Consider the following 18,347-nt stretch of genomic DNA (forward strand, 5'->3'; position numbering starts at 1 on the left):
GCCAATGGTCAAGATCGATTTTGAGCCATGGGAACCCGAAGAAACGATCGGGAAACTGTGGCACACCCTTGCCAGCCGCCTCGATGCACCTGAGGTGCATGTTGGAGCCGCGGTCGACCTTTCTGAGGTCGCGGGGCGGCTGGCAGTCCTCTTCCGAGGGCTTGGGGGTAGTCCGGGCGTTGAATTACGCCCGGTCTCACCCGAAATTTCACGCCACCGGTTAAGCTGGCGTCGCCGCTTGGGAACCGAGGCCGAGTTGATGCCGCGTGCTTCGTTCGATGGCGAGGTATTGCGCCTGCCGGACCGTCTGGCCGTTTTCCCGGCGCGCGAAGCCAACGGCGCGCTATATGTCTGGCTGGCAGCCGTTGCGGCCCATGCCGACACCCGAATTGATGAGGATGACCCCCTGCGGGCCGATCTGCATGCGCTGATCGCTGCGCGACAGATGGTCGAGGCCACGCTGGAAAACGCCCCCGGCTTGCGCCCCCTTTATACCGAACTGTGCAAGGGTCTGCTGCACCAACGTGATATCCCTAACCTGCCGCCGGTCGAAGCCGCGCTGGAAGAACTGGTTCGCCATATGCTAGGTGATCCGGCATCGCTGTCTGCCAAGGCGGAACAGCTGCTGGAGCTGGATGACAGCCTGTCTGCCCCGCGCGGGTATCAGCGTTTTCGCCCGGTCCCCCTGTGGCCCGAACTGCGCGCCGTTGGCTTTTCAGAACATAATGAGGTGGAAAACCCCGATACCGAAGGCCCGCCCGAAGAGTCGGGAGAGAAAACCCACCGCGCCCGCCGCCGTAAATCTGATCAGGCCGAACGGAAAGACAGCCTGATCCTGCACAAATTCGAGGCGATCCTCAGTTGGGCCGAGTTTCTGAACCTGAACCGCCGGGTCGATGATGACGATCCCGACAATGCCAAAAAGGCGGCCGACGATCAGGAAGAGATCGGGCTGGGCCAAATCTCGAAGGCGCCGCCCACCAAGCTGAAGCTGCACCTGGATCTGGCGCCCGAGGATGTGAATCGCGAGCGTCTGTCGGGCCGTATCCTTTATCCCGAATGGGACGTGCGCACCGGTCAGTACTTGCCAGACCACGTGAATGTCCTGTTGTCGGATGCCGATATCCGCGAAGACGCAGCCGAGTTTGGCAAGGACCCGGCCACTGCCCGCCGCATCCGCGCGGTGAAGCGCCAGTTCGAGGCGCTGCGCCCCGGTCGGGTTATGACACGCGGCCATCTGGACGGCGACCAGTTGGATATCGAAGCCGCCGTGCGTGCCGAGACTGAACGCCGGGCTTGTGGCGAAGGCAACGAGCGCATCTGGCAGCAATCCCGTCCCGAAGCTCGCGATCTGGCGGTCTCGATCCTGCTGGATGTCAGCCGATCCACCGAAAGTGCCGTCACAGGCCGCGCCGTGATCGATATTGAACGCGAGGCGCTGGCCGCGTTGGCGTGGGGGTTAAATGCTTGTGGGGATGACTTTGCGATCCACGCCTTCAGTTCTCTGAAACGTCAGCGTGTCTATGTGCAGCGCTGCAAGCGGTTTGATGAGCCAATGTGCGGAACGGTCGAACAGCGAATCGCGTCACTGCGCCCGGGGCATTACACACGGCTTGGGGCGGCAATCCGGCATTGCTCGGCCGATTTGGCGGATCAATCGCGCAAGCGCCGGCTGCTGCTGGTGATCACCGATGGCAAGCCGAACGACCTGGATCATTATGAGGGTCGCCATGGTATCGAAGATACGTGCATGGCCGTCCGCGAAGCGCGTCGCGCCGGGCAATCGGTCTTTGGTGTCACCATCGACAAAACCGGCAAAAGTTGGTTCCCGCGTATGTTCGGGCAAGGCGGTTTTGCGGTGATCCCTGACCCGCACCGCCTGACGATGGCTTTGCCGCAAATCTATCGCCAACTGGTTGGCGCATGAGCGATGCTTCTGTGATCGACGAGCTTCCGGGCGAGTTGCTGATGTGGGTTCTGATCGTCTCGGAACTGCTGGTGTTTGGCGCTGGGATGATCGCCTTTATGGGCGTGCGTCTGACCGACCCGGCGGGTTTTGCCGAGGCGCAGTCACATCTGCATCGCACTGGAGCGGCATTTAACACAGCGGTTCTGGTCACATCGGGGTATCTGGCCGCACAGGCGCTGCACTGGCGACAGGTCGCGCGGCGCGCGGCGGCGCGCATGGCCTTGGTCGGCGCGGCCCTTCTGGGCGTTGTTTTCCTGATCATCAAAGGCACGGAATACGCGGATAAAATGGCGCAGGGGATCAATTATGAAACGCATCCCTTCTTCCTGTTCTACTACCTTCTGACTGGTTTTCACGCGGCCCATGTTCTGGCCGGGGTCGGCATTCTGCTACTGGTGTCCTGGCGGGATGGCGCACGCAATATCGAGGCGGGCGCGCAGTTCTGGCACATGGTCGACCTGGTCTGGATCATGCTGTTTCCGGTGATCTATCTGTTGGGATGAGGGCGATGGGGGACAACACTCTGACACGGGCCTGGCTTGCCCTTTTGGGGCTAAGTGTCGGCTCAGCGGTACTGACCTTGTTGCCGGTGCCGGCTGCGGTCATGGGTGGTGGCATTCTGTTGCTTGCGCTGATCAAGACGCGCGTAATCCTTGCACAGTATCTGGACCTTGCTAAAAGCCCAGCCTGGCTGCGCGGATTCACCATGGTTCTAACCGGGTTTTCGGTGCTGATCTTTGCCCTCTACCTCGTTTGAAGCAGAAAAAAGCCGCCCGATCTGGGCGGCAGTTTTTCAAGCAAGGAGCGCTTTGTTTACTGGGCAGCCATCGGCATCCGCGCGATCTGGCAGCGTTGCCATAGGGCCGACAGCGCGCCGACCAGATGTTCGATATCTTCGTCCGTATGCACCGGAGAAGGGGTGATCCGCAGACGCTCGGTTCCTTTGGGGACAGTGGGGTAGTTGATCGGCTGGATGTAGATACCGAATTCTTCAAGCAGCGTGTCCGAGATGAATTTGCATTTCACCGGATCACCCACCATCACCGGGATGATGTGGCTGGGGTTGGGCAGATGCGGAATGCCTTCGGCATCCAACCGGGCACGCACCTGCGCCACGCGGGACTTCTGCTGATCGCGTTCGGTATTCGACTGTTTCAGGTGCCGGATCGAGGCCGCAGCGCCCGCCGCAATCGACGGGGGCAAGGCGGTGGTAAAGATAAACCCGCTGGCAAAGCTGCGCACAAAATCACAAAGTGCGGCTGAGGCCGCGATATAGCCACCAACCACACCAAAGGCTTTGCCCAACGTGCCCTCGATCACGGTCAGTCGATCCATCAGACCTTCGCGTTCGGCAATGCCGCCACCGCGCGGGCCGTAAAGACCGACGGCATGAACCTCATCCAGATAGGTCATCGCGCCGTATTTGTCGGCCAGATCGCAAATCTCTTGGATCGGCGCGATATCTCCGTCCATCGAATAGACGGATTCAAAGGCGATCATCTTGGGGGCGTCAGGATCGGCAGCAGCCAGCTTCGCCTCGAGGTCTTCAAGGTCGTTGTGCTTCCAGATCACCTTTTGCGCGCGCGAATGACGGATGCCTTCGATCATCGAGGCGTGGTTCAGCGCGTCCGAGAAAACGATAAGGCCGGGGATTTTCGCAGCAAGGGTGCCAAGGGCCGCCCAGTTCGAAACATAGCCAGAGGTGAACAGAAGCGCTGCCTCTTTGCCGTGCAGATCGGCCAGCTCAGCCTCAAGCAAAACGTGATCGTGCGTGGTGCCCGAGATGTTCCGGGTGCCACCAGCACCAGCGCCGCACCGGTCCAGCGCGTCATGCATCGCCCCGGTCACCGCCGGATGCTGCCCCATGCCCAAATAGTCGTTCGAACACCAAATCCGCACATCGCGCTGTACCGCCCCGTCGGTTTGACGTGCGTTTGGGAATGATCCGCAGCGGCGTTGCAGGTCGATAAAAACACGATAGTTTCCTTCGTCCCGCAGATCGTCCAGGCTCTGGGTGAAAAATCGCTCGTAGTCCATTATACTGGCTCCCCGGATTGCTGGCTTTGGGCCGAATTTATGCGCATGGTGACGCCTAAGACATGACAATAGTCAAGTTGAAGCAGGAAAAGGCTGGCGCGCCGGGCAGAGCTTTGGCATAGCCTTGCGAAAAAGGACGTACCGGTCGGACGATCGACCAGGGAAAAGGGGAAACTCCGTGGCACACGAAGCACAAAAAGCGATCGCGAGACAATCGCTTTTGCTCAAGAGTTTGCCGGACCAGCATGTCGATACACTGCTGAGCCATGCAATTTGGCGCAGCTATGATCGGGGCGAAACGATCTTTATACAGGAAGAAGAGGCCAAGGCCGTCCACGTGGTGCTTGCCGGGTGGGTCAAGTTGTTCCGCATGTCCCCAACGGGGGCCGAGGCGGTGGTTAGCGTCTTTACCCGCGGTGAAAGTTTTGGCGAGGCGGTCGCGCTGCGAAACGTCCCTTACCCCGTTTCTGCCGAGGCCGTTTCGGCCTGCGAGGTGATGCATATCCCAAGCCCTTTGCTGCTGTCGTTGATGAAAGAAGACCCCGAGATTGGCGTTTCTATTCTGGCGTCCACGTTCACGCATCTTCATTCGCTGGTGGCACAGCTGGAGCAGCTCAAGGCGCAGACGGGTGCGCAGCGGGTGGCAGAGTTTCTTCTGAACCTGTGCGATGCCAAACCCGATGGCTGCGATGTAGAGCTACCTTATGACAAGATGCTGATCGCCGGGCGTCTGGGAATGAAGCCGGAAAGCCTGAGCCGGGCCTTTTCGCGGTTAAAAACGGTTGGTGTGCAAATCAACCGCAACCACGCCGTAATCTCTGATATCGAGCGTCTGCGAGAATATGCTGAAAGCGATCCGTCGGACAAATGATCAGCCCGACGGGCGTTTCGGGTTTTCCGCGGGGGGCTGAGGATGCTGGTCATTGTCTGACTGAGGTTTTGTGCCCTCGTATTGCCGCGCATAGGTTGCGGCAACCCGGCCCGTGATCCGGTATTTCCAACCGATAAAAGCAGACAGGGCTGCGTTGCGCCCCTTGATACCGGGACAATCAAAAAGCAAAGGATGTTGGGGATGACGGTCTGATCGGGCGACTGATGAAGGTGACCCTCGCACGAATGGTCCGGGGAGTTGTTTGCGCAACTCAATGGTACCTGTAGACGAGATCATTGGGGTCATCTCGCTCGGCATTTGAATCCAAAATTCCTCCAAGCCGCTCAGCAAGGCGGCAGGAGCGGAAGTTGTTCGGATCGATATAACTGACGAGCGACTGGGTTACGTTCCATGTACAGGCCCAATCTCGCAGCGTTCGCGCAGCTTCAAACGCATAGCCTTTTCCTTCGGCATCAGCATAGACAAACCAGCCCAATTCGGGTTCGGGGAAAAGCGGTCCGGAGTTGATGCTAACCTGCCCAAGGCACGCTCCTGAAACACGGTCTTCCATCATCAGTGCCCCGTGTCCCATGAGGGTCCACTGAGCTATGTCATGACAGAAAATCCCCCAGGTCATGCGCTCAGAGACCGGGCCTCCCATGAACTTTGAGCGCTCTGATGTCATCAGCGCAAGATAGTCGGGCCAGTCTGCCGTTATTGGTGGTCGAAGTAGCAGTCGTTCAGTCTCAAGCGTTGGTATTTCAGTCACCTGGTGGCTCCCGGGAATTGAATTATGAGTGGGGGGGCAATTGACTGTCCCCTGCTTGTGTCAGGTTCTCAAACGCCTTCTGTCAGAACTTGTAAGACACCCGAAGCGCGACAGAGTCAGCTGTGATGTCGTCAGCTGACGTGTCATATGTGTCTCTCAGGTACTCAAGGCCGACCAGAACTCTGTCCGTTGCGCGATACGTAACGCCAACGCCAGCAGAGTAGCCATCTTCACTGATGGAACCGCCATCGATGTTCGCATATCCAATGACGCCGTACAGATACGTCCGGCCAAATACGTGTCCGCCTTTGAACTTCAGGCGTATCGTATCGACCTTTTTTGTTTTGTTGTCAGACACAAGCTCAGCGCCCGCATCATAAGTCAGTTCACCGCCAACTACATAGCCGTCAAAATTACGAAGATATCCGGCGTGGAGGCCCAACGCTGCGTTTCCGTTATCGTTTTCGTCTTGGGAAACATCAACCGTGGATAGCTGCAAACCAGCATTGAAGCCGGTCCAGCTTTCGTCTGCCAAACATATTGTGGGAGCCATAGCGGCCAGTGTGATCAATGTTATAGTCTTCATTTTTAGTCCGTTTGCTTGTTTGTGTGGACAGGGGTATCTGCCCGCTGGACCTGCACTATGGTTCAACGGGGATGGCTTGCTGTTCGTCGGGGTGTTGGATTTAACGCCGGCCTGTTGCAGGTCGGCGGTGACCCACCCTCAGATCAAAGGATGGGTTTGGGCTTGCTGGTCAGTTGCAGCAGTTTTCCCGCGTCGTCATATCGCGCAGTGACGAGAACCCGCCGCGCATGGGCCACTTCCAAAGGCCCCCCGACAACCTCCCAGAGCCCGAAGGTAAAGAGGTCCAGCGTTCCGTGGCCTGCCGCCCGAGCAAGGTTTGGCTTTGTCCGGGGTTCGACGTCATAGACGGCCACCCAATCACCATTGGCTTGTTGCTGTAGCTGCTCAGGCGACCCCAACTGCCGTTCGACATCCATCCGGGTGGCCTCCTGGCTGACTACGCTCAGGTCTGGACCATCACTGCCTTTTGCGGCCATGTTTGCTGCACACCCGCTCAGCGCGACGCCAAGGGTAAACGCGACCACTATTGACCGCACGGGCCAAACACAGTTCGCTGTGCATTGAGCTGGAGTGCTTTCGTTGCGAGGGGATTCCGAAGAATTAGGATTTCCCGATCCCGGAAATTTCCAGAGGTTTTTCATATTATTACCGTATCTTGATTGGGTTGTGAGTTTTGCCAGAACAATGACCGATTGAGTTGTGCTTCAGGTCTAAAACCGATTGCAGCCTGGCCTGGTTGTTTTTCGGCCTCAAAATTGATGATGATCCGACCTCTTGTCCGATGGGACGTCAGAGTTCTGATTGCGGCCTGGATTTGCGGCAGATCGAATGGAATCTCGGCTTCAATGGGAGAGCGTATGTTGTGCTTTGCGATGCTCAGTATTGCTGCATAGGCGTTGTTCCGTGGCAAGGAGGCACAAAAACGATACCGAGGACCGCGGAACCGTGTTGCGATACTGCGGCAAACAATGTGCCCAACACCCAGAAGAAACTCGGCCCTGGACAGCTTGCGTTCACCAATGTGGCGCACTGGGCCAACAATCGTGACGAACCGGCCATTGCGTTTCAGTATTCGGTACGCTGCGGCCTCGATGTCCCGACCGCCTACCAGATCAAAGACCCTGTCGTAGGTGTTTTTGCCCTGCGAACCAAAACTGGTGACGTTGTAGTCGATCATGTGATCTGCACCCAACGTGCGCACCAGATCGGCATTCGCGCCGCTGCAAACCCCGGTCACGATTGCGCCCTTTGATTTGAGGAACTGAACCATCATGGATCCGACGGCACCCGATGCCCCAACAACGAGGCAATGGTCACCTTTTTCGACGCGTGCGGTGTTGATCGCACCCCACGCAACACAACCTGATAGTGTCGCGGCTGCCGCCTCGACATGAGACAAGGCCGGGGGTTTGAGCATCAGATAGTCGTGCGAAACGCATCTGTATGTTGCCCAAGACCCGTTTTCGCCAAGCTCGTTGGGTACGACGATCACTTCGTCTCCAACATTGAACCGGGTTGCGTCCTGACCAGTTGCGACAACGACCCCTGACACCAAAGTCCCCATGACGTAGGGGGAATTTGCCGAAGCGCGTTTAGGCCCGAAGAAACGACCAAGAGCGGTGCCCTGAGCCGCATAAATTTCATCGACATGCAGTGATGAAGCGAACAGCTGAATCGCGACTTGGTGGCGCGAAGGTCTTGGCACGGGCACGTTCACCAATTGCAATGCTTCCGCGACATTCCCAGGCTCAGGCAACTCTGTCAAAGCGATTGCCGTCATGCTTTTGGCTGCGCGGTAAACCGTAGAAAGCGCTCTTACATTGTCCAACATGTTTCTCTCCTGAGAGGTTTGGATCAATTGAGGGAGAACGGATTTACGAGCCAAGTCTGCGGACTTGTTTGTGACAAAGATCGCCTAGCTTCGTCCCAGTCCAGGGAAAGCCTGACCAGAAGTTCAAGCAAATCCCGGATACCAGCCAGCCGAGATGCTTGGCGTAACTCGGATATTGAAATATCCCTGCAGACAAGAGCATTCATGGCATTCGATCCTGTGTAGTAGACACAACTCAACTGGGCGCGCGAAGCGTTGTAGCTTGCGGTCTTGGGCTGCATCAGCGCATCATTTAATTCGGGGCGGCAGGTGAATTTCGTTGTCCTGCCAGATGAGTCGGGATATAAACCGACCGCGGGTCTGTAATTGCAGACCGTCGGTCGGTTTGCAAGGGGAAAATGTATGAAACCTACGAAGCGGAAGAATATGCAGCCAGAGGCGCGGCGCGCGCAGTTACTGGGGTGTGCGCAAATGTTGTTCTTTTCGAAAGGTTTCGAAGATACGACCATTCAGGATGTACTGAATCTGGCCGGTGTTTCGAAAGGTGGCTTTTATCACCACTTCAAATCCAAGGATGAGCTTTTGTTCGGGGTATTGGATGGCATGGCAGAAGGCGTGTTCGCGCAAATGTCTGTTGTTGCCTCTGACGAGAAATCTTCGGCACTCGATCTGTTGCATAACTTCACCCATCTAAGGGCAAACTACCTGCGCGAGCATGACTACCCAGGCCAGGTCGAGATGTTCAAGATCATGAACCAGGACAAAAACCTGTTCCTGCTCGAACAATTCAAGCGCAGGGTCAGAACTGGTGCCATGCCGGTCCTGACCAAAATCATCCAGAAGGGCTGTGACGAAGGAACGTTCACTGTCGCCGATGTCGATACGGCGGCAGAGCTTATACTCTTCCTTATGAACTTCTTTGATTTTGCATTGCTGCGCGCCATCGACGCCAGGGGAACTGACATAGCAGATGAAGCCGCACGCAATTTACAGGCGGCGATCGATATGCAATTTCTAACACTCGACCGAATTCTGGGTCTGCCGGATGGGACAACAGATTTTGGATGGCCGGAAGCGGTGGATGTTACGATGGAAACTGTGCCTTCACCCCCTTCCACAGCCAAATAACGGACCTTGGCAGCGATCATTCAGTCACGAGACCTATGGCGACAGTAATTCTCCTAAACGGAGTAGGGAGCGTTGGTAAAAGTTCTATCGCAAAAGCGCTTCAGAACATTACGACACTACCGTTCCTTCACATCGAAATGGATGCCTTCCTGGCAATGTTGCCAGAGCGGCTTGCTGGTGATCCAGATGGATTGAGTTTTGAAAAGCGTGTGGTGGGCGGGAAAGCAGTGACCTTCGCGCGGGTCGGGCCAACAGCCAGTCGCGCACTTTCCGGAATGCGCCGTTCAGTTGCTGCAATGGCGCGCGTCGGGAATAATTTGATTGTTGACGAGGTGTTGTTTGGAAACACGGAAGCCGGGTCTGCGAGCGCGGTAGCTGAATATCAAAGCTTACTGGAGCCGTATGATTTTTTCATGGTTGGTTTGTTTGCTTCGCTGGACGTGCTGGAGGCACGGGAACGAAAGCGAGGCGACCGGACGCTCGGGCTTTCCAGATGGCAATTCGAGCGTGTTCATGATGGGATGAAATATGACTTATCGGTGAATACAGAAGATGCCTCGCCAATTGCATGCGCAGAGTTGATAAAGGAAAATTTGAACCTGTAGGTTGCGAAGATACACAATCCCATCGCTGACCACGTCAATATGACCACCAATGCGAACGATCATCCGGCCCTCGCTCAATCAACCCAACGTCTCGGCGCATGTGGTCGGACAATGGTGTTGTAGTGTTGGGATTTCCTACTGAGCCATTTCTTTTTCGAACATCTCCTGAGTGTTGCCAAATTCGACGCAACTGACGGGCGCAGAACTCCAAAATACTGCGCGGGGCACGAATTGTATTATGATGCATGTTTCGAGCTTTCAATTTCGGGCACAGCTAATGCGTCCACGAAATGGGTGTCGTGGAGCGACCGGCGTTTTTGTTTTAAGTACTCACGAGGTGAGAGGGCGGTCAGGCTTTAGTGGTTTTCCGAATCCATCAATACAGACCGTTGGTCTGTATATCTAGACCGGCGGTCGGTTTGTAAAGGGAATTCAGCACTCACCAAAACAATCGTCAGTCCCGGAACAAAGATTCCATCTGCACCAGCCGTGGCATAGGCTGCCGCGCTCTAGAGCTTCTCCGACAAGTATTTCATGCGTGACGGGTTGCTTCGCGCGATGCACGAGTGGGCCGCAGCAAACGCAGATAAGCTGGTCCATCCGAGGTGAAGTTGGTTTGATGTGAACTGGAAATGTCTGCTTTCGGGAAGCTGCACTGCAACACCACAGCCCTTGGCCAACGTCTCTTTTGGGTCGTGCCACGTCGCAGCCTGGGGTATTATTGCTTCGGTCGCTGTGCTGAAGTCGAATGTCCGCTACAATGCTCAAACTCTTAACGGATTCAATCAACTTCTAGCCGTTCGATGCCAATGATTTGGGGCAACGTAGTGGTCTGTGGATGCCGGTGTTTCCTTGTCTTTGACCCGTGTTGAGACACGCTTGTTGAGAACAGTGAACCCAAAATGTATTTTAGGTCGGATTGCGAACGAAGGGAAATCTTCATGATCAGGACTTCTGCGCTGGCGCTGTTTGCTTTCTTCTCGGCAACCTCGGCATTCGCAACTGTTGAGTTGTATTGCGAAGCCCTTGATGGATCAGGCGCAGTTGTTGCTGTCGGATTGGGAACTGTCCCTGGACTCGCAGTCGTGAGTGCGACCATTCACGCAGACAGCAAACACTGGAGCTTAACAGAAGTTGATGGTGCGATACCAATCATCGTGGCGCAGGGGGCCGATGTCGATATGCACACTGTCATCGACTTCGCCGATCCTGAATATAGCCGGATCGTTGCCTCGGTTCGATTGATAACAGCCGTCGAAGGTGACGATTTCGTCACCGTGGGCACACTCACGATACCAGAAGTCGGTGCCTTCCCGCTGATCTGCGAAGGGCCGTAGCCGTCCGATATTTCGCAATACTCGGAGGTCAACTCGGCGGAAGCGGTCATCTCAAATTATGCTTTACTCGAATGTCTGAAATGGGCCGTTGGCGTCGCAAACTAAAGCCGAAACTATGCAGATGCTGCGCAACCCCCGATGGTTGCTATGTAACACAAACCGAGCTTTGGTTCGGGACAAATGGACCACTCACGTTGCGCTGATGTTCGCGTAATTTCCAACGTGGAAACTCGACTTGTTTAAGTGCAGGGTAATTAAGGGCTGCACTTGGAGGAATACGTTTTGATGGAATCGAGTTCTGACACTGAGACTTCCCCAGAATACTCCAAAACGGTGGAGAAATTTGACCTGGAGCTGGCAAAGTCTTCCTTTTTCGGCAACTTCAGCGACGGGATAAATGCATGCGTAGAATGTTGTGACGCCCATTTGCAGGGCAATCCCCGTGCTTTGAACTGGGTTGCATTGGATGGGCACCATGAGACGCGCAGTTTTGCAGAGTTGCGCGAAGAAGCTGCGCGTTTCGCCAACTTGCTGGAAGAACAAGGCATCCAACCCGGTGACATCGTGGCGGGTCTGTTACCTCGCACCCCGGATCTTGTGACAGTTGTTCTCGGCACCCTCCTGGCTGGCGCGGCCTATCAGCCTTTGTTTACAGCCTTTGGGCCCAAGGCCATTCAGGACCGTTTGACCATGAGTGGCGCGAAGTTGGTTGTGACTGACGCCGCGAACCGCATCAAGCTCGACGGAGTGGAAAGTTGTCCGCCTGTTGCGACGATTGTGGAAATGAGACAAGGGGTTATTGCGGGAGACATTGATTTCCGCCAGGCGATGGCCGCGCATTCGCCTGAGTTCGTCCCTGTTTTGCGGAACGGCGATGATCTGATGTTCATGATGGCGACATCTGGAACTACAGGTCCCGCCAAAGGAGTGCCCGTGCCCCTAAAGGCTCTGGCTGCCTTTCGATCCTACATGGTCGAAGGGATCGGCCTGCAACATGAGGATGTTTTCTGGAATATAGCCGATCCAGGCTGGGCCTATGGACTCTACTATGCATTGATCGGCCCGCTTCTATTGGGACATGCAACCACTCTGGTCGAAGGGCCTTTCACAGTGGACAGTACATATGACGTGATTTCGAAATTGGGCGTGACTAACTTTGCAGGCGCGCCAACTGCGTTTCGACTAATCATCGCCGCGGGAACCGAGCGCGCGTCACAGTTGCGCGATCAGATCCGTTGCATCAGCAGCGCAGGCGAGCCACTGAACCCCGAAGTCATCCGTTGGTTCGAGACCGAACTGAATGCGCCGATTAAGGATCATTATGGGCAGACGGAAACGGGTATGCTGGTGAATAATCATCACGGGCTCGAACATCCAGTACGCCCGGGATCGGCTGGCTATGTGATGCCAGGATACAGGGTTGAGGTTCTGGCTGAGGACGGCAGCATCGCCGACTTCAATGAGCCAGGTCAATTGGCCGTCAACATTGAGGATTCACCTCTCTTGTTCTTTAGCGGCTACCTAAACATGGGCACCAAATCGATCGAGAACGGATACTATCTTACTGGGGACACAGTGGAGCGGGATGAACACGGATGTATAACGTTCGTTGGTCGGAACGACGACGTTATCACCTCTTCGGGTTATCGCATCGGACCGTTTGACGTTGAAAGCGCTCTGATCGAACATCCCTCTGTAACGGAAACGGCGGTCGTAGGCGTTCCTGACAAGGAACGGACCGAAATAGTGAAAGCGGTAGTCGTACTGGCGGATGGCACAGAAGGTAATGATGCGTTGGCCGCGGAGTTGAAGGACTATGTCAAACAGCGCCTTTCTGCTCACGCCTATCCTCGGCTTATCGAATTCGTCAAAGAACTGCCGAAGACACCCAGCGGTAAAATTCAGAGATTTCTGCTTCGCCAAGCGAATGTCAGCGGTGCGTAATCAAGCTTCTCGAAGGCAAGCTCCTTCGTTCAACTGCATGCCAATTCTACCAGGCAGAGAACGACGGTTTTTCCCGCGTTGTGTAAGTTCGGTTTGAACAGGATTTTGCGTTCGCGGCGAAAGTCTGCAATGCGGGCTGCGACCGCAGCATCGAAACAAAGGGTTGGATGTCGGCTCTGGGCCGAATCTGCTTGCGGAATGCAAATAGTTGTTTCGGCATGTTCGTTCATTGCTTCGCGTTCTCTAAATACTCGGTCATTCTTGTTTGGCCTAAACATCCAAATGTTAGTTTAGTACGCTTGGGATGGACGGCTAATACCTACTGTGATCCTATGCCGTCGCAGTTCATGGGCATTCGATGCGATCAGCTTCGTATATTGTAGGTATTTTGATAGCCATTGCCGCCAGCATTGGCCTTTATTTGGTTTCTTACCAGTACTTCGTTTCGGAGGAGCTTTCGAAAGCTCGGGGCCGGCTCTCTCTTTACCAAAGCTCGGTAAACAGCGAACTCGAACGATTTTCCCACCTCACATATGTGCTGTCACAGGATTCCTTTGTAATTGGAACAGCTGAAGGAGACGGCACCGGAACTTTGAACCGACGCCTCGAGGATTTTGCGGAGCAGGCGGGGCTGGATGCGATCTACTTGATGGACGAAGACGGGATCACGATTTCCGCATCGAACTACCGCGACACTGGGAGCTTTGTTGGCCAGAACTACGCTTTCCGTCCGTATTTCCAAACTGCCATTTCTGGTGAACAGGGCCGCTTTTATGCCATCGGGGCAACGACTGGTCTGCCAGGCTACTTCATCGCCAACGCAGTGCTTGACGACCAGGGTGCTTCAACTGGCGTCATAGCGATTAAGATCGATTTCTCCAATCTTCAGGATAGTTGGAAAAACTCGGGCGAACAGGTTCTTTTGGCCAATGAAGACGGCGTCGTTTTGCTTTCTTCGAACTCGAGCTGGCAATATCGCGCGTTGGCGCCATTGTCAGAACCTCAGCAAGAACGGATTCGAGATGCCAGGCAGTTTCCGGGGCAAGACTTAGATGCGTTGGACTGGATTGAGTTGCCGGGAGATCAGGCCAGAATTGCTGGAACGAAGCGCCTGCACCTTGCAGCTACGGATTTACCCCATGGCTGGTCGCTTCACTATTTTGCAAGTGACGATCAAGCCGTTGCGCGCAGTTGGCTTGTAACTGCAGTTTTTGTCCTTTTGGCGGGGCTCGCATTTATCTTTTTCCAGATACAACGCGCAAGGCGCGTAGGCGCGGCCTTAGTGCGGTCAGAAGAGGAAGAAGCAAAGCTGCGGGTGGCAAATGAAAGGCTCGCTATCGAAATCGACGACCGCAAGACAGCCGAGCGGAGCCTCAAACGCACCCAAGGGGAATTGGAGCGCGCAAGCCGACTGGCGGCTCTGGGGCAACTATCCGCGTCGGTCACGCATGAACTGGGCCAGCCGATCGCTGCGATGCGCAATCACCTGGTGGCAGAAGAGATCTCATCTTCCAGTGGGTCTAAGCTACCACAAAAAATTGGAAGTCTGGTCGACAGGATGGAAGGGATCACGCGCCAATTGCGGTTCTTCGCGCGCTCAGAGAGCGAGGCGTTCGACGACGTAGACTTATGCACCTCGGTCAATGCCGCGTTGGCTCTGGTTGCGCCAAACATCGACCAGGGCAAGGTGAAAATCACAGTTGATGCGCCGACCGGTCCGGTTTTTATCCGGGGCAGTGCACTGCGGATCGAACAAGTCATCACTAATCTTTTGCGCAATGCGATTGACGCGATGGACGAAGTGGATGCACCTGAAATCCATATCGCTGTCATAGCTACTGATAATGAAGCGGTGTTGGAAATTCAGGACAACGGTCACGGGTTGGGTGAGGCAACGCTGGCTGAGTTGCAAGAGCCATTTGTAACCACAAGAGAGAGCGGGAGAGGCATGGGCTTGGGACTGGCCATTTCCACCAGCATTGTCAAAGATCACGATGGCAAGATGACGGCCCGAAATCGTGATGGCGGCGGAACAGTTTTTCGTGTCACCTTCCCGACGGCCTCAATTACTAAAGAAACGAACGAATGACCCAGCGGCAACCCTTTAAAGTTCTGGTCGTCGATGATGACAAATCAATGAGACAGTCTCTTGTCGAGTTGCTCGAAGCCGCCGGCTGGACTGTTAGCGCTCTGTCGCGCGCGACCCACGTGATGGAGTATCTGGCCAGCGCGTCGCCCGATGTCATTCTTTCCGATGTGCGTATGCCGGGTATGTCGGGGCTTGAATTGCTGGCCAGTCTGGACAGACAGGTGGCGCCTCCGGTGGTATTGATTTCGGCACATGGTGACATCCCGATGGCGGTTCAGGCCATACAGGACGGGGCGTACGGGTTCATCGAAAAGCCATATGAACCACGGCGATTGCTTACGGTCCTGAGGCACGCAGCTGAACAAAACAGAATGCGAAGAAGCAATGCTCGCCTCAAAGACCGGCTGTTCAAACTGTCAGGCCTTGACCGCATCCTGCTGGGCCAAACAGACGCCATTACAGACTTGCGACAAGAAGTACTTGATCTTGCTGATACATCGGTTGCGGTTTTGTTGCAGGGAGATACGGGCACCGGGAAAGAGCTGGTTGCTCATGCTTTACATGATTTGGGCCGCTCGCCGGAGGCACCGTTTCTGGCGCTGAATTGCGCTGCATTGTCGGCCGATACGTTTGAAGCGGAAATGTTCGGCATCGCGGGTGAATCCGACGGAAGGCTTGCGGCGGCGTCGGGAGGGACCTTGTTTCTGGACGAAATCTGCTCGTGCCCACCAGCGGCGCAGGCCAAGCTACTAAGGGTCATTGAAGATCAGCAGGTGCTGCCGGTGGGGGCTGTGTCACCGGTGCCGGTAAGCTTCAGAGTCGTGTCAGCAACCAACGAAGACGTTGTACTGGCAGCAGACGAAGGCCGCTTGCGTCAGGACCTTTTGTTTCGATTGAATACTGTCGTCCTGTCTCTACCTCCGCTACGTCAAAGACGGGATGATCTGGTTCTGTTGGCAACGCATTTCTTGAACGAATACGCAAAGGTTTATGAGATAGACGCGCCAGAACTCGATCAGGACGATTTGGCCGCTCTGCTTTCACATAGCTGGCCCGGCAATGTGCGTGAATTGCGCCATGTCTGCGAACGGCGCATTTTGGCGGTCCGACGCGGAGGAGGGTCGGTGGCGCAGGCCATCCAAAGCGATCAGCACTTCGACGAAGTGCCGGATACCCTACGCGAAGCGGTTGCTGCTTTTGAACGCGAGCTCATCGGCAAAGCCATCAAGGCGCATAAAGGCCGCATGGATGCCGCCGCCGAAGCGCTTGGAATCGGCCGACGGACGCTCAACGAAAAGATCGTCAAACTCGGTCTCGATAAAGAGGCGCTGTTGTAAGCGAAACCACTCTGCGGATATCCGCAGGGAAACAGAAATTCCTCGCGCATTTTCCTTCATAGGCAGGCTGCTGCACATCCTGAATACTCTGCCCAAACACATTGCGTGATCTGGGAGGAGCCACTATGCGCAAACATCTTAACCGGGCGGCCATTGCAGCTTTGTCGCTGACCGTTGCATCCGAAGCACTGGCTGTCGAATGGAACGTTTCCCTGTGGGGCAAGCGTCGCGCCTTTACCGAACACGTCGAGAAACTTGCGGAGTTGGTGAACGAAAAGACGGGCGGTGAGTTCACGCTCAACATCAGCTATGGTGGCCTGTCGAAGAACAAAGAAAACCTCGATGGGATTTCGATTGGTGCGTTTGAAATGGCGCAGTTCTGCGCTGGCTACCACCGCGATAAGAACCCTTCGATCACTGTCTTGGAACTGCCGTTTTTGGGCGTGACATCCCTTGAACAGGAAGTCGACCTGTCGATGGCCGTTTATCAACATCCGGCCGTTGTCGAAGATCTGGCCCGCTGGGACGCGACTCTGCTGATGCCGTCTCCGCTGCCGCAGTACAACCTTGTTGGTGTCGGTGAAGCACCCAAATCCCTAACCGATTTTGAAGGTCTGAGCGTTCGGGCGACAGGTGGCATCGGCAAGGCGATGGAGACGGTTGGAGCAGTTCCGACCTCGATGTCTGCATCCGAAGTGCGTCAGGCAATGGACAGCGGCATCGTCAAAGCGGTCAGCTTTGCGCCACACGCGCATATGTCCTTCGGCACCATTGAGAATGGCACGTGGTGGACGACGAACCTCAATCCCGGCACCGTCAACTGCCCTGTCGTGGTGAACACGCTGGCACTGGAAGATCTGTCTGACGAACACCGCGAAGTTCTGCTGGGGTCGGTGGATGAGGCACTGGATCACTACGTGAGCCACTACCAGACCAAAACGATGGAAGCGTGGGGCCCTGAACTGGATCAACGCGGCATCGAACGGGTCACTTTCAGCGATGAAGAAATCGCAGCGTTCAAAGAAGCCGCTGCCGCCCCCGCGGCCGAGGCCTGGATTGCAGAAAACACCGAGCGTGGCCTACCAGCACAAGAACTCTATGATCTTGTGACTGGGAAGATCGCAAACGGCAGCTAATCCACTCACAACCCGGCGTCGGTCAGGCTGGCGTCGGGTGCCTTTTTCCCTGACAGCGGAGCAAAACGATGGCCGGGTCATCCCTGGTGCTGTCCAACGACAGCCGTCTCAGCATTCTCGATCAACATCTCTACAAACTGGAAAGCTTTCTGGCCCTGATCAGCGGTCTTGCGGTTTTCTCGCTGATGGTCATGGCCGTAGTCTCCGTTGGTGGTCGGAATTTCGCCAATGCGCCACTTCCCGGTTACGTGGACTGGATCGAGCAGGCCATGCCGTTAATCGCCTTCATGGGGATTTCCTATGCGCAGCGTGATGGCGGTCATATCCGAATGGACATGGTTGTTGGAGCGCTTAGAGGCCGGACGCTCTATATCGTTGAGTTCGTCACAACCGCTGTCATTCTGGCGCTGATCGTCTTGCTGATCTGGGGGAGCTGGGCGCATTTCGCACGCAGCTTTGACTTTGGTGCTCCACTCTGGAGCCGCGACAGCTCCATCGACATAGGTATCCCGCTGTGGCCCGCAAAGCTGTTGGCCCCCGTTGCCTTTAGCGTGCTTTGCCTAAGGCTTTCTTTGCAGCTCTGGGCCTACGGGCGCGCGATCCGGCACCCCGATCAAGCACCTATTGCCGTCCCGCTGATAGCTGACGCAGCCACTCAAGCTGCAATGGAAGCCGAGCACGTCTCGGGCCACGATAACTGAGGTTAAA

Annotated in this window: 18 protein-coding genes; 12 read left to right on the plus strand and 6 right to left on the minus strand. The window is 55.6% G+C overall.

The features are described from left to right. The first annotated feature begins 4 nt into the window (after nt 1–4). Genes ACR0DL_RS11465 through ACR0DL_RS11475 form a run of 3 tightly spaced genes read left to right on the plus strand, consistent with a single transcriptional unit; the run spans nt 5 to nt 2,726 of the window. Entirely contained in the window at nt 5–1,927 is a 1,923-nt protein-coding gene (locus ACR0DL_RS11465) for a nitric oxide reductase activation protein NorD (protein ID WP_480689249.1), read from the plus strand. Continuing rightward, nucleotides 1,924–2,472 carry a cytochrome c oxidase subunit 3 gene (locus tag ACR0DL_RS11470; protein WP_480689251.1) on the plus strand — a complete coding sequence of 183 codons (549 nt, stop codon included), beginning with the start codon at nt 1,924–1,926 and terminating at the stop codon, nt 2,470–2,472. The genes ACR0DL_RS11465 and ACR0DL_RS11470 overlap by 4 nt, the downstream gene beginning before the upstream one ends. Nucleotides 2,473–2,477: 5 nt before the next feature. Beyond that, nucleotides 2,478–2,726, plus strand: coding sequence for a cytochrome C oxidase subunit IV family protein (locus ACR0DL_RS11475; RefSeq protein ID WP_480689253.1), 249 nt, complete (start codon nt 2,478–2,480; stop codon nt 2,724–2,726). Nucleotides 2,727–2,782: 56 nt separating this feature from the next. Here ACR0DL_RS11475 and hemA read toward each other — a convergent pair whose 3' ends face one another. Continuing rightward, a complete protein-coding gene (gene hemA, locus ACR0DL_RS11480) occupies nt 2,783–4,006 on the minus strand; it encodes a 5-aminolevulinate synthase (protein WP_480689255.1) in 1,224 nt (407 codons plus the stop codon). A 178-nt stretch (nt 4,007–4,184) separates the two neighbouring features. Between hemA and ACR0DL_RS11485 the strand changes: the two genes are divergently transcribed. Beyond that, the gene (locus ACR0DL_RS11485; protein ID WP_480689257.1) at nt 4,185–4,877 is read left to right on the plus strand and encodes a Crp/Fnr family transcriptional regulator; all 693 of its coding nucleotides are present in this window, start codon (nt 4,185–4,187) and stop codon (nt 4,875–4,877) included. A gap of 271 nt (nt 4,878–5,148) precedes the next feature. Here the strand turns inward: ACR0DL_RS11485 and ACR0DL_RS11490 are convergent, their stop codons facing one another. The 4 genes from ACR0DL_RS11490 to ACR0DL_RS11505 all read right to left on the minus strand — a co-directional run bounded on the left by ACR0DL_RS11490 (nt 5,149) and on the right by ACR0DL_RS11505 (nt 8,063). Next, nucleotides 5,149–5,646, minus strand: coding sequence for a GNAT family N-acetyltransferase (locus ACR0DL_RS11490; RefSeq protein ID WP_480689259.1), 498 nt, complete (start codon nt 5,644–5,646; stop codon nt 5,149–5,151). A gap of 82 nt (nt 5,647–5,728) precedes the next feature. Further along, nucleotides 5,729–6,232 (minus strand): outer membrane protein, encoded by a 504-nt coding sequence (locus tag ACR0DL_RS11495; protein ID WP_170550559.1) that lies wholly within the window; start codon nt 6,230–6,232, stop codon nt 5,729–5,731. Between the two features lie 143 nt (nt 6,233–6,375). Then, the gene (locus tag ACR0DL_RS11500; protein WP_170377225.1) at nt 6,376–6,756 is read right to left on the minus strand and encodes a hypothetical protein; all 381 of its coding nucleotides are present in this window, start codon (nt 6,754–6,756) and stop codon (nt 6,376–6,378) included. A gap of 113 nt (nt 6,757–6,869) precedes the next feature. After that, nucleotides 6,870–8,063 carry an NAD(P)-dependent alcohol dehydrogenase gene (locus tag ACR0DL_RS11505; RefSeq protein WP_480689261.1) on the minus strand — a complete coding sequence of 398 codons (1,194 nt, stop codon included), beginning with the start codon at nt 8,061–8,063 and terminating at the stop codon, nt 6,870–6,872. 366 nt (nt 8,064–8,429) lie between these two features. Here ACR0DL_RS11505 and ACR0DL_RS11510 point away from each other — a divergent pair, with 366 nt between their 5' ends. The 4 genes from ACR0DL_RS11510 to ACR0DL_RS11525 all read left to right on the plus strand — a co-directional run bounded on the left by ACR0DL_RS11510 (nt 8,430) and on the right by ACR0DL_RS11525 (nt 13,077). Continuing rightward, nucleotides 8,430–9,191, plus strand: coding sequence for a TetR/AcrR family transcriptional regulator (locus ACR0DL_RS11510; RefSeq protein WP_480689263.1), 762 nt, complete (start codon nt 8,430–8,432; stop codon nt 9,189–9,191). A gap of 35 nt (nt 9,192–9,226) precedes the next feature. Further along, nucleotides 9,227–9,796: a chloramphenicol phosphotransferase CPT family protein gene (locus ACR0DL_RS11515; protein WP_480689265.1), complete on the plus strand. Its 570-nt coding sequence runs from the start codon at nt 9,227–9,229 to the stop codon at nt 9,794–9,796. Between the two features lie 941 nt (nt 9,797–10,737). Then, entirely contained in the window at nt 10,738–11,133 is a 396-nt protein-coding gene (locus tag ACR0DL_RS11520) for a hypothetical protein (protein WP_480689267.1), read from the plus strand. 426 nt (nt 11,134–11,559) lie between these two features. Further along, nucleotides 11,560–13,077 (plus strand): AMP-binding protein, encoded by a 1,518-nt coding sequence (locus ACR0DL_RS11525; RefSeq protein ID WP_480689269.1) that lies wholly within the window; start codon nt 11,560–11,562, stop codon nt 13,075–13,077. 29 nt (nt 13,078–13,106) lie between these two features. Here ACR0DL_RS11525 and ACR0DL_RS11530 read toward each other — a convergent pair whose 3' ends face one another. Continuing rightward, entirely contained in the window at nt 13,107–13,307 is a 201-nt protein-coding gene (locus tag ACR0DL_RS11530; RefSeq protein WP_170350188.1) for a hypothetical protein, read from the minus strand. Between the two features lie 128 nt (nt 13,308–13,435). Here ACR0DL_RS11530 and ACR0DL_RS11535 point away from each other — a divergent pair, with 128 nt between their 5' ends. From ACR0DL_RS11535 to ACR0DL_RS11550, 4 genes are all read left to right on the plus strand, one after another. Further along, nucleotides 13,436–15,166, plus strand: coding sequence for a sensor histidine kinase (locus ACR0DL_RS11535; protein ID WP_480689271.1), 1,731 nt, complete (start codon nt 13,436–13,438; stop codon nt 15,164–15,166). Then, complete coding sequence (locus tag ACR0DL_RS11540; protein ID WP_480689273.1) at nt 15,163–16,503, plus strand: sigma-54-dependent transcriptional regulator; 1,341 nt, start codon at nt 15,163–15,165, stop codon at nt 16,501–16,503. The genes ACR0DL_RS11535 and ACR0DL_RS11540 overlap by 4 nt, the downstream gene beginning before the upstream one ends. Before the next feature lie 125 nt (nt 16,504–16,628). Further along, entirely contained in the window at nt 16,629–17,639 is a 1,011-nt protein-coding gene (dctP, locus tag ACR0DL_RS11545) for a TRAP transporter substrate-binding protein DctP (RefSeq protein ID WP_170350191.1), read from the plus strand. A gap of 68 nt (nt 17,640–17,707) precedes the next feature. Continuing rightward, on the plus strand, nt 17,708–18,340 hold the full coding sequence (locus ACR0DL_RS11550; RefSeq protein WP_170395831.1) for a TRAP transporter small permease subunit: 633 nt from the start codon (nt 17,708–17,710) through the stop codon (nt 18,338–18,340). Nucleotides 18,341–18,347: the final 7 nt, after the last annotated feature.

Source organism: Ruegeria sp. BB5 (genome assembly GCF_056539405.1).

Bases quoted from the DNA above. Each gene is read 5' to 3' on its own strand.
- ACR0DL_RS11465 (WP_480689249.1), top strand. From the start codon at position 5: ATGGTCAAGATCGATTTTGAGCCATGGGAACCCGAAGAAACGATCGGG.
- ACR0DL_RS11470 (WP_480689251.1), top strand. From the start codon at position 1,924: ATGAGCGATGCTTCTGTGATCGACGAGCTTCCGGGCGAGTTGCTGATG.
- ACR0DL_RS11475 (WP_480689253.1), top strand. From the start codon at position 2,478: ATGGGGGACAACACTCTGACACGGGCCTGGCTTGCCCTTTTGGGGCTA.
- hemA (WP_480689255.1), bottom strand. From the start codon at position 4,006: ATGGACTACGAGCGATTTTTCACCCAGAGCCTGGACGATCTGCGGGAC.
- ACR0DL_RS11495 (WP_170550559.1), bottom strand. From the start codon at position 6,232: ATGAAGACTATAACATTGATCACACTGGCCGCTATGGCTCCCACAATA.
- ACR0DL_RS11505 (WP_480689261.1), bottom strand. From the start codon at position 8,063: ATGTTGGACAATGTAAGAGCGCTTTCTACGGTTTACCGCGCAGCCAAA.
- ACR0DL_RS11515 (WP_480689265.1), top strand. From the start codon at position 9,227: ATGGCGACAGTAATTCTCCTAAACGGAGTAGGGAGCGTTGGTAAAAGT.
- ACR0DL_RS11520 (WP_480689267.1), top strand. From the start codon at position 10,738: ATGATCAGGACTTCTGCGCTGGCGCTGTTTGCTTTCTTCTCGGCAACC.
- ACR0DL_RS11530 (WP_170350188.1), bottom strand. From the start codon at position 13,307: ATGAACGAACATGCCGAAACAACTATTTGCATTCCGCAAGCAGATTCG.
- ACR0DL_RS11535 (WP_480689271.1), top strand. From the start codon at position 13,436: ATGCGATCAGCTTCGTATATTGTAGGTATTTTGATAGCCATTGCCGCC.
- ACR0DL_RS11540 (WP_480689273.1), top strand. From the start codon at position 15,163: ATGACCCAGCGGCAACCCTTTAAAGTTCTGGTCGTCGATGATGACAAA.
- dctP (WP_170350191.1), top strand. From the start codon at position 16,629: ATGCGCAAACATCTTAACCGGGCGGCCATTGCAGCTTTGTCGCTGACC.
- ACR0DL_RS11550 (WP_170395831.1), top strand. From the start codon at position 17,708: ATGGCCGGGTCATCCCTGGTGCTGTCCAACGACAGCCGTCTCAGCATT.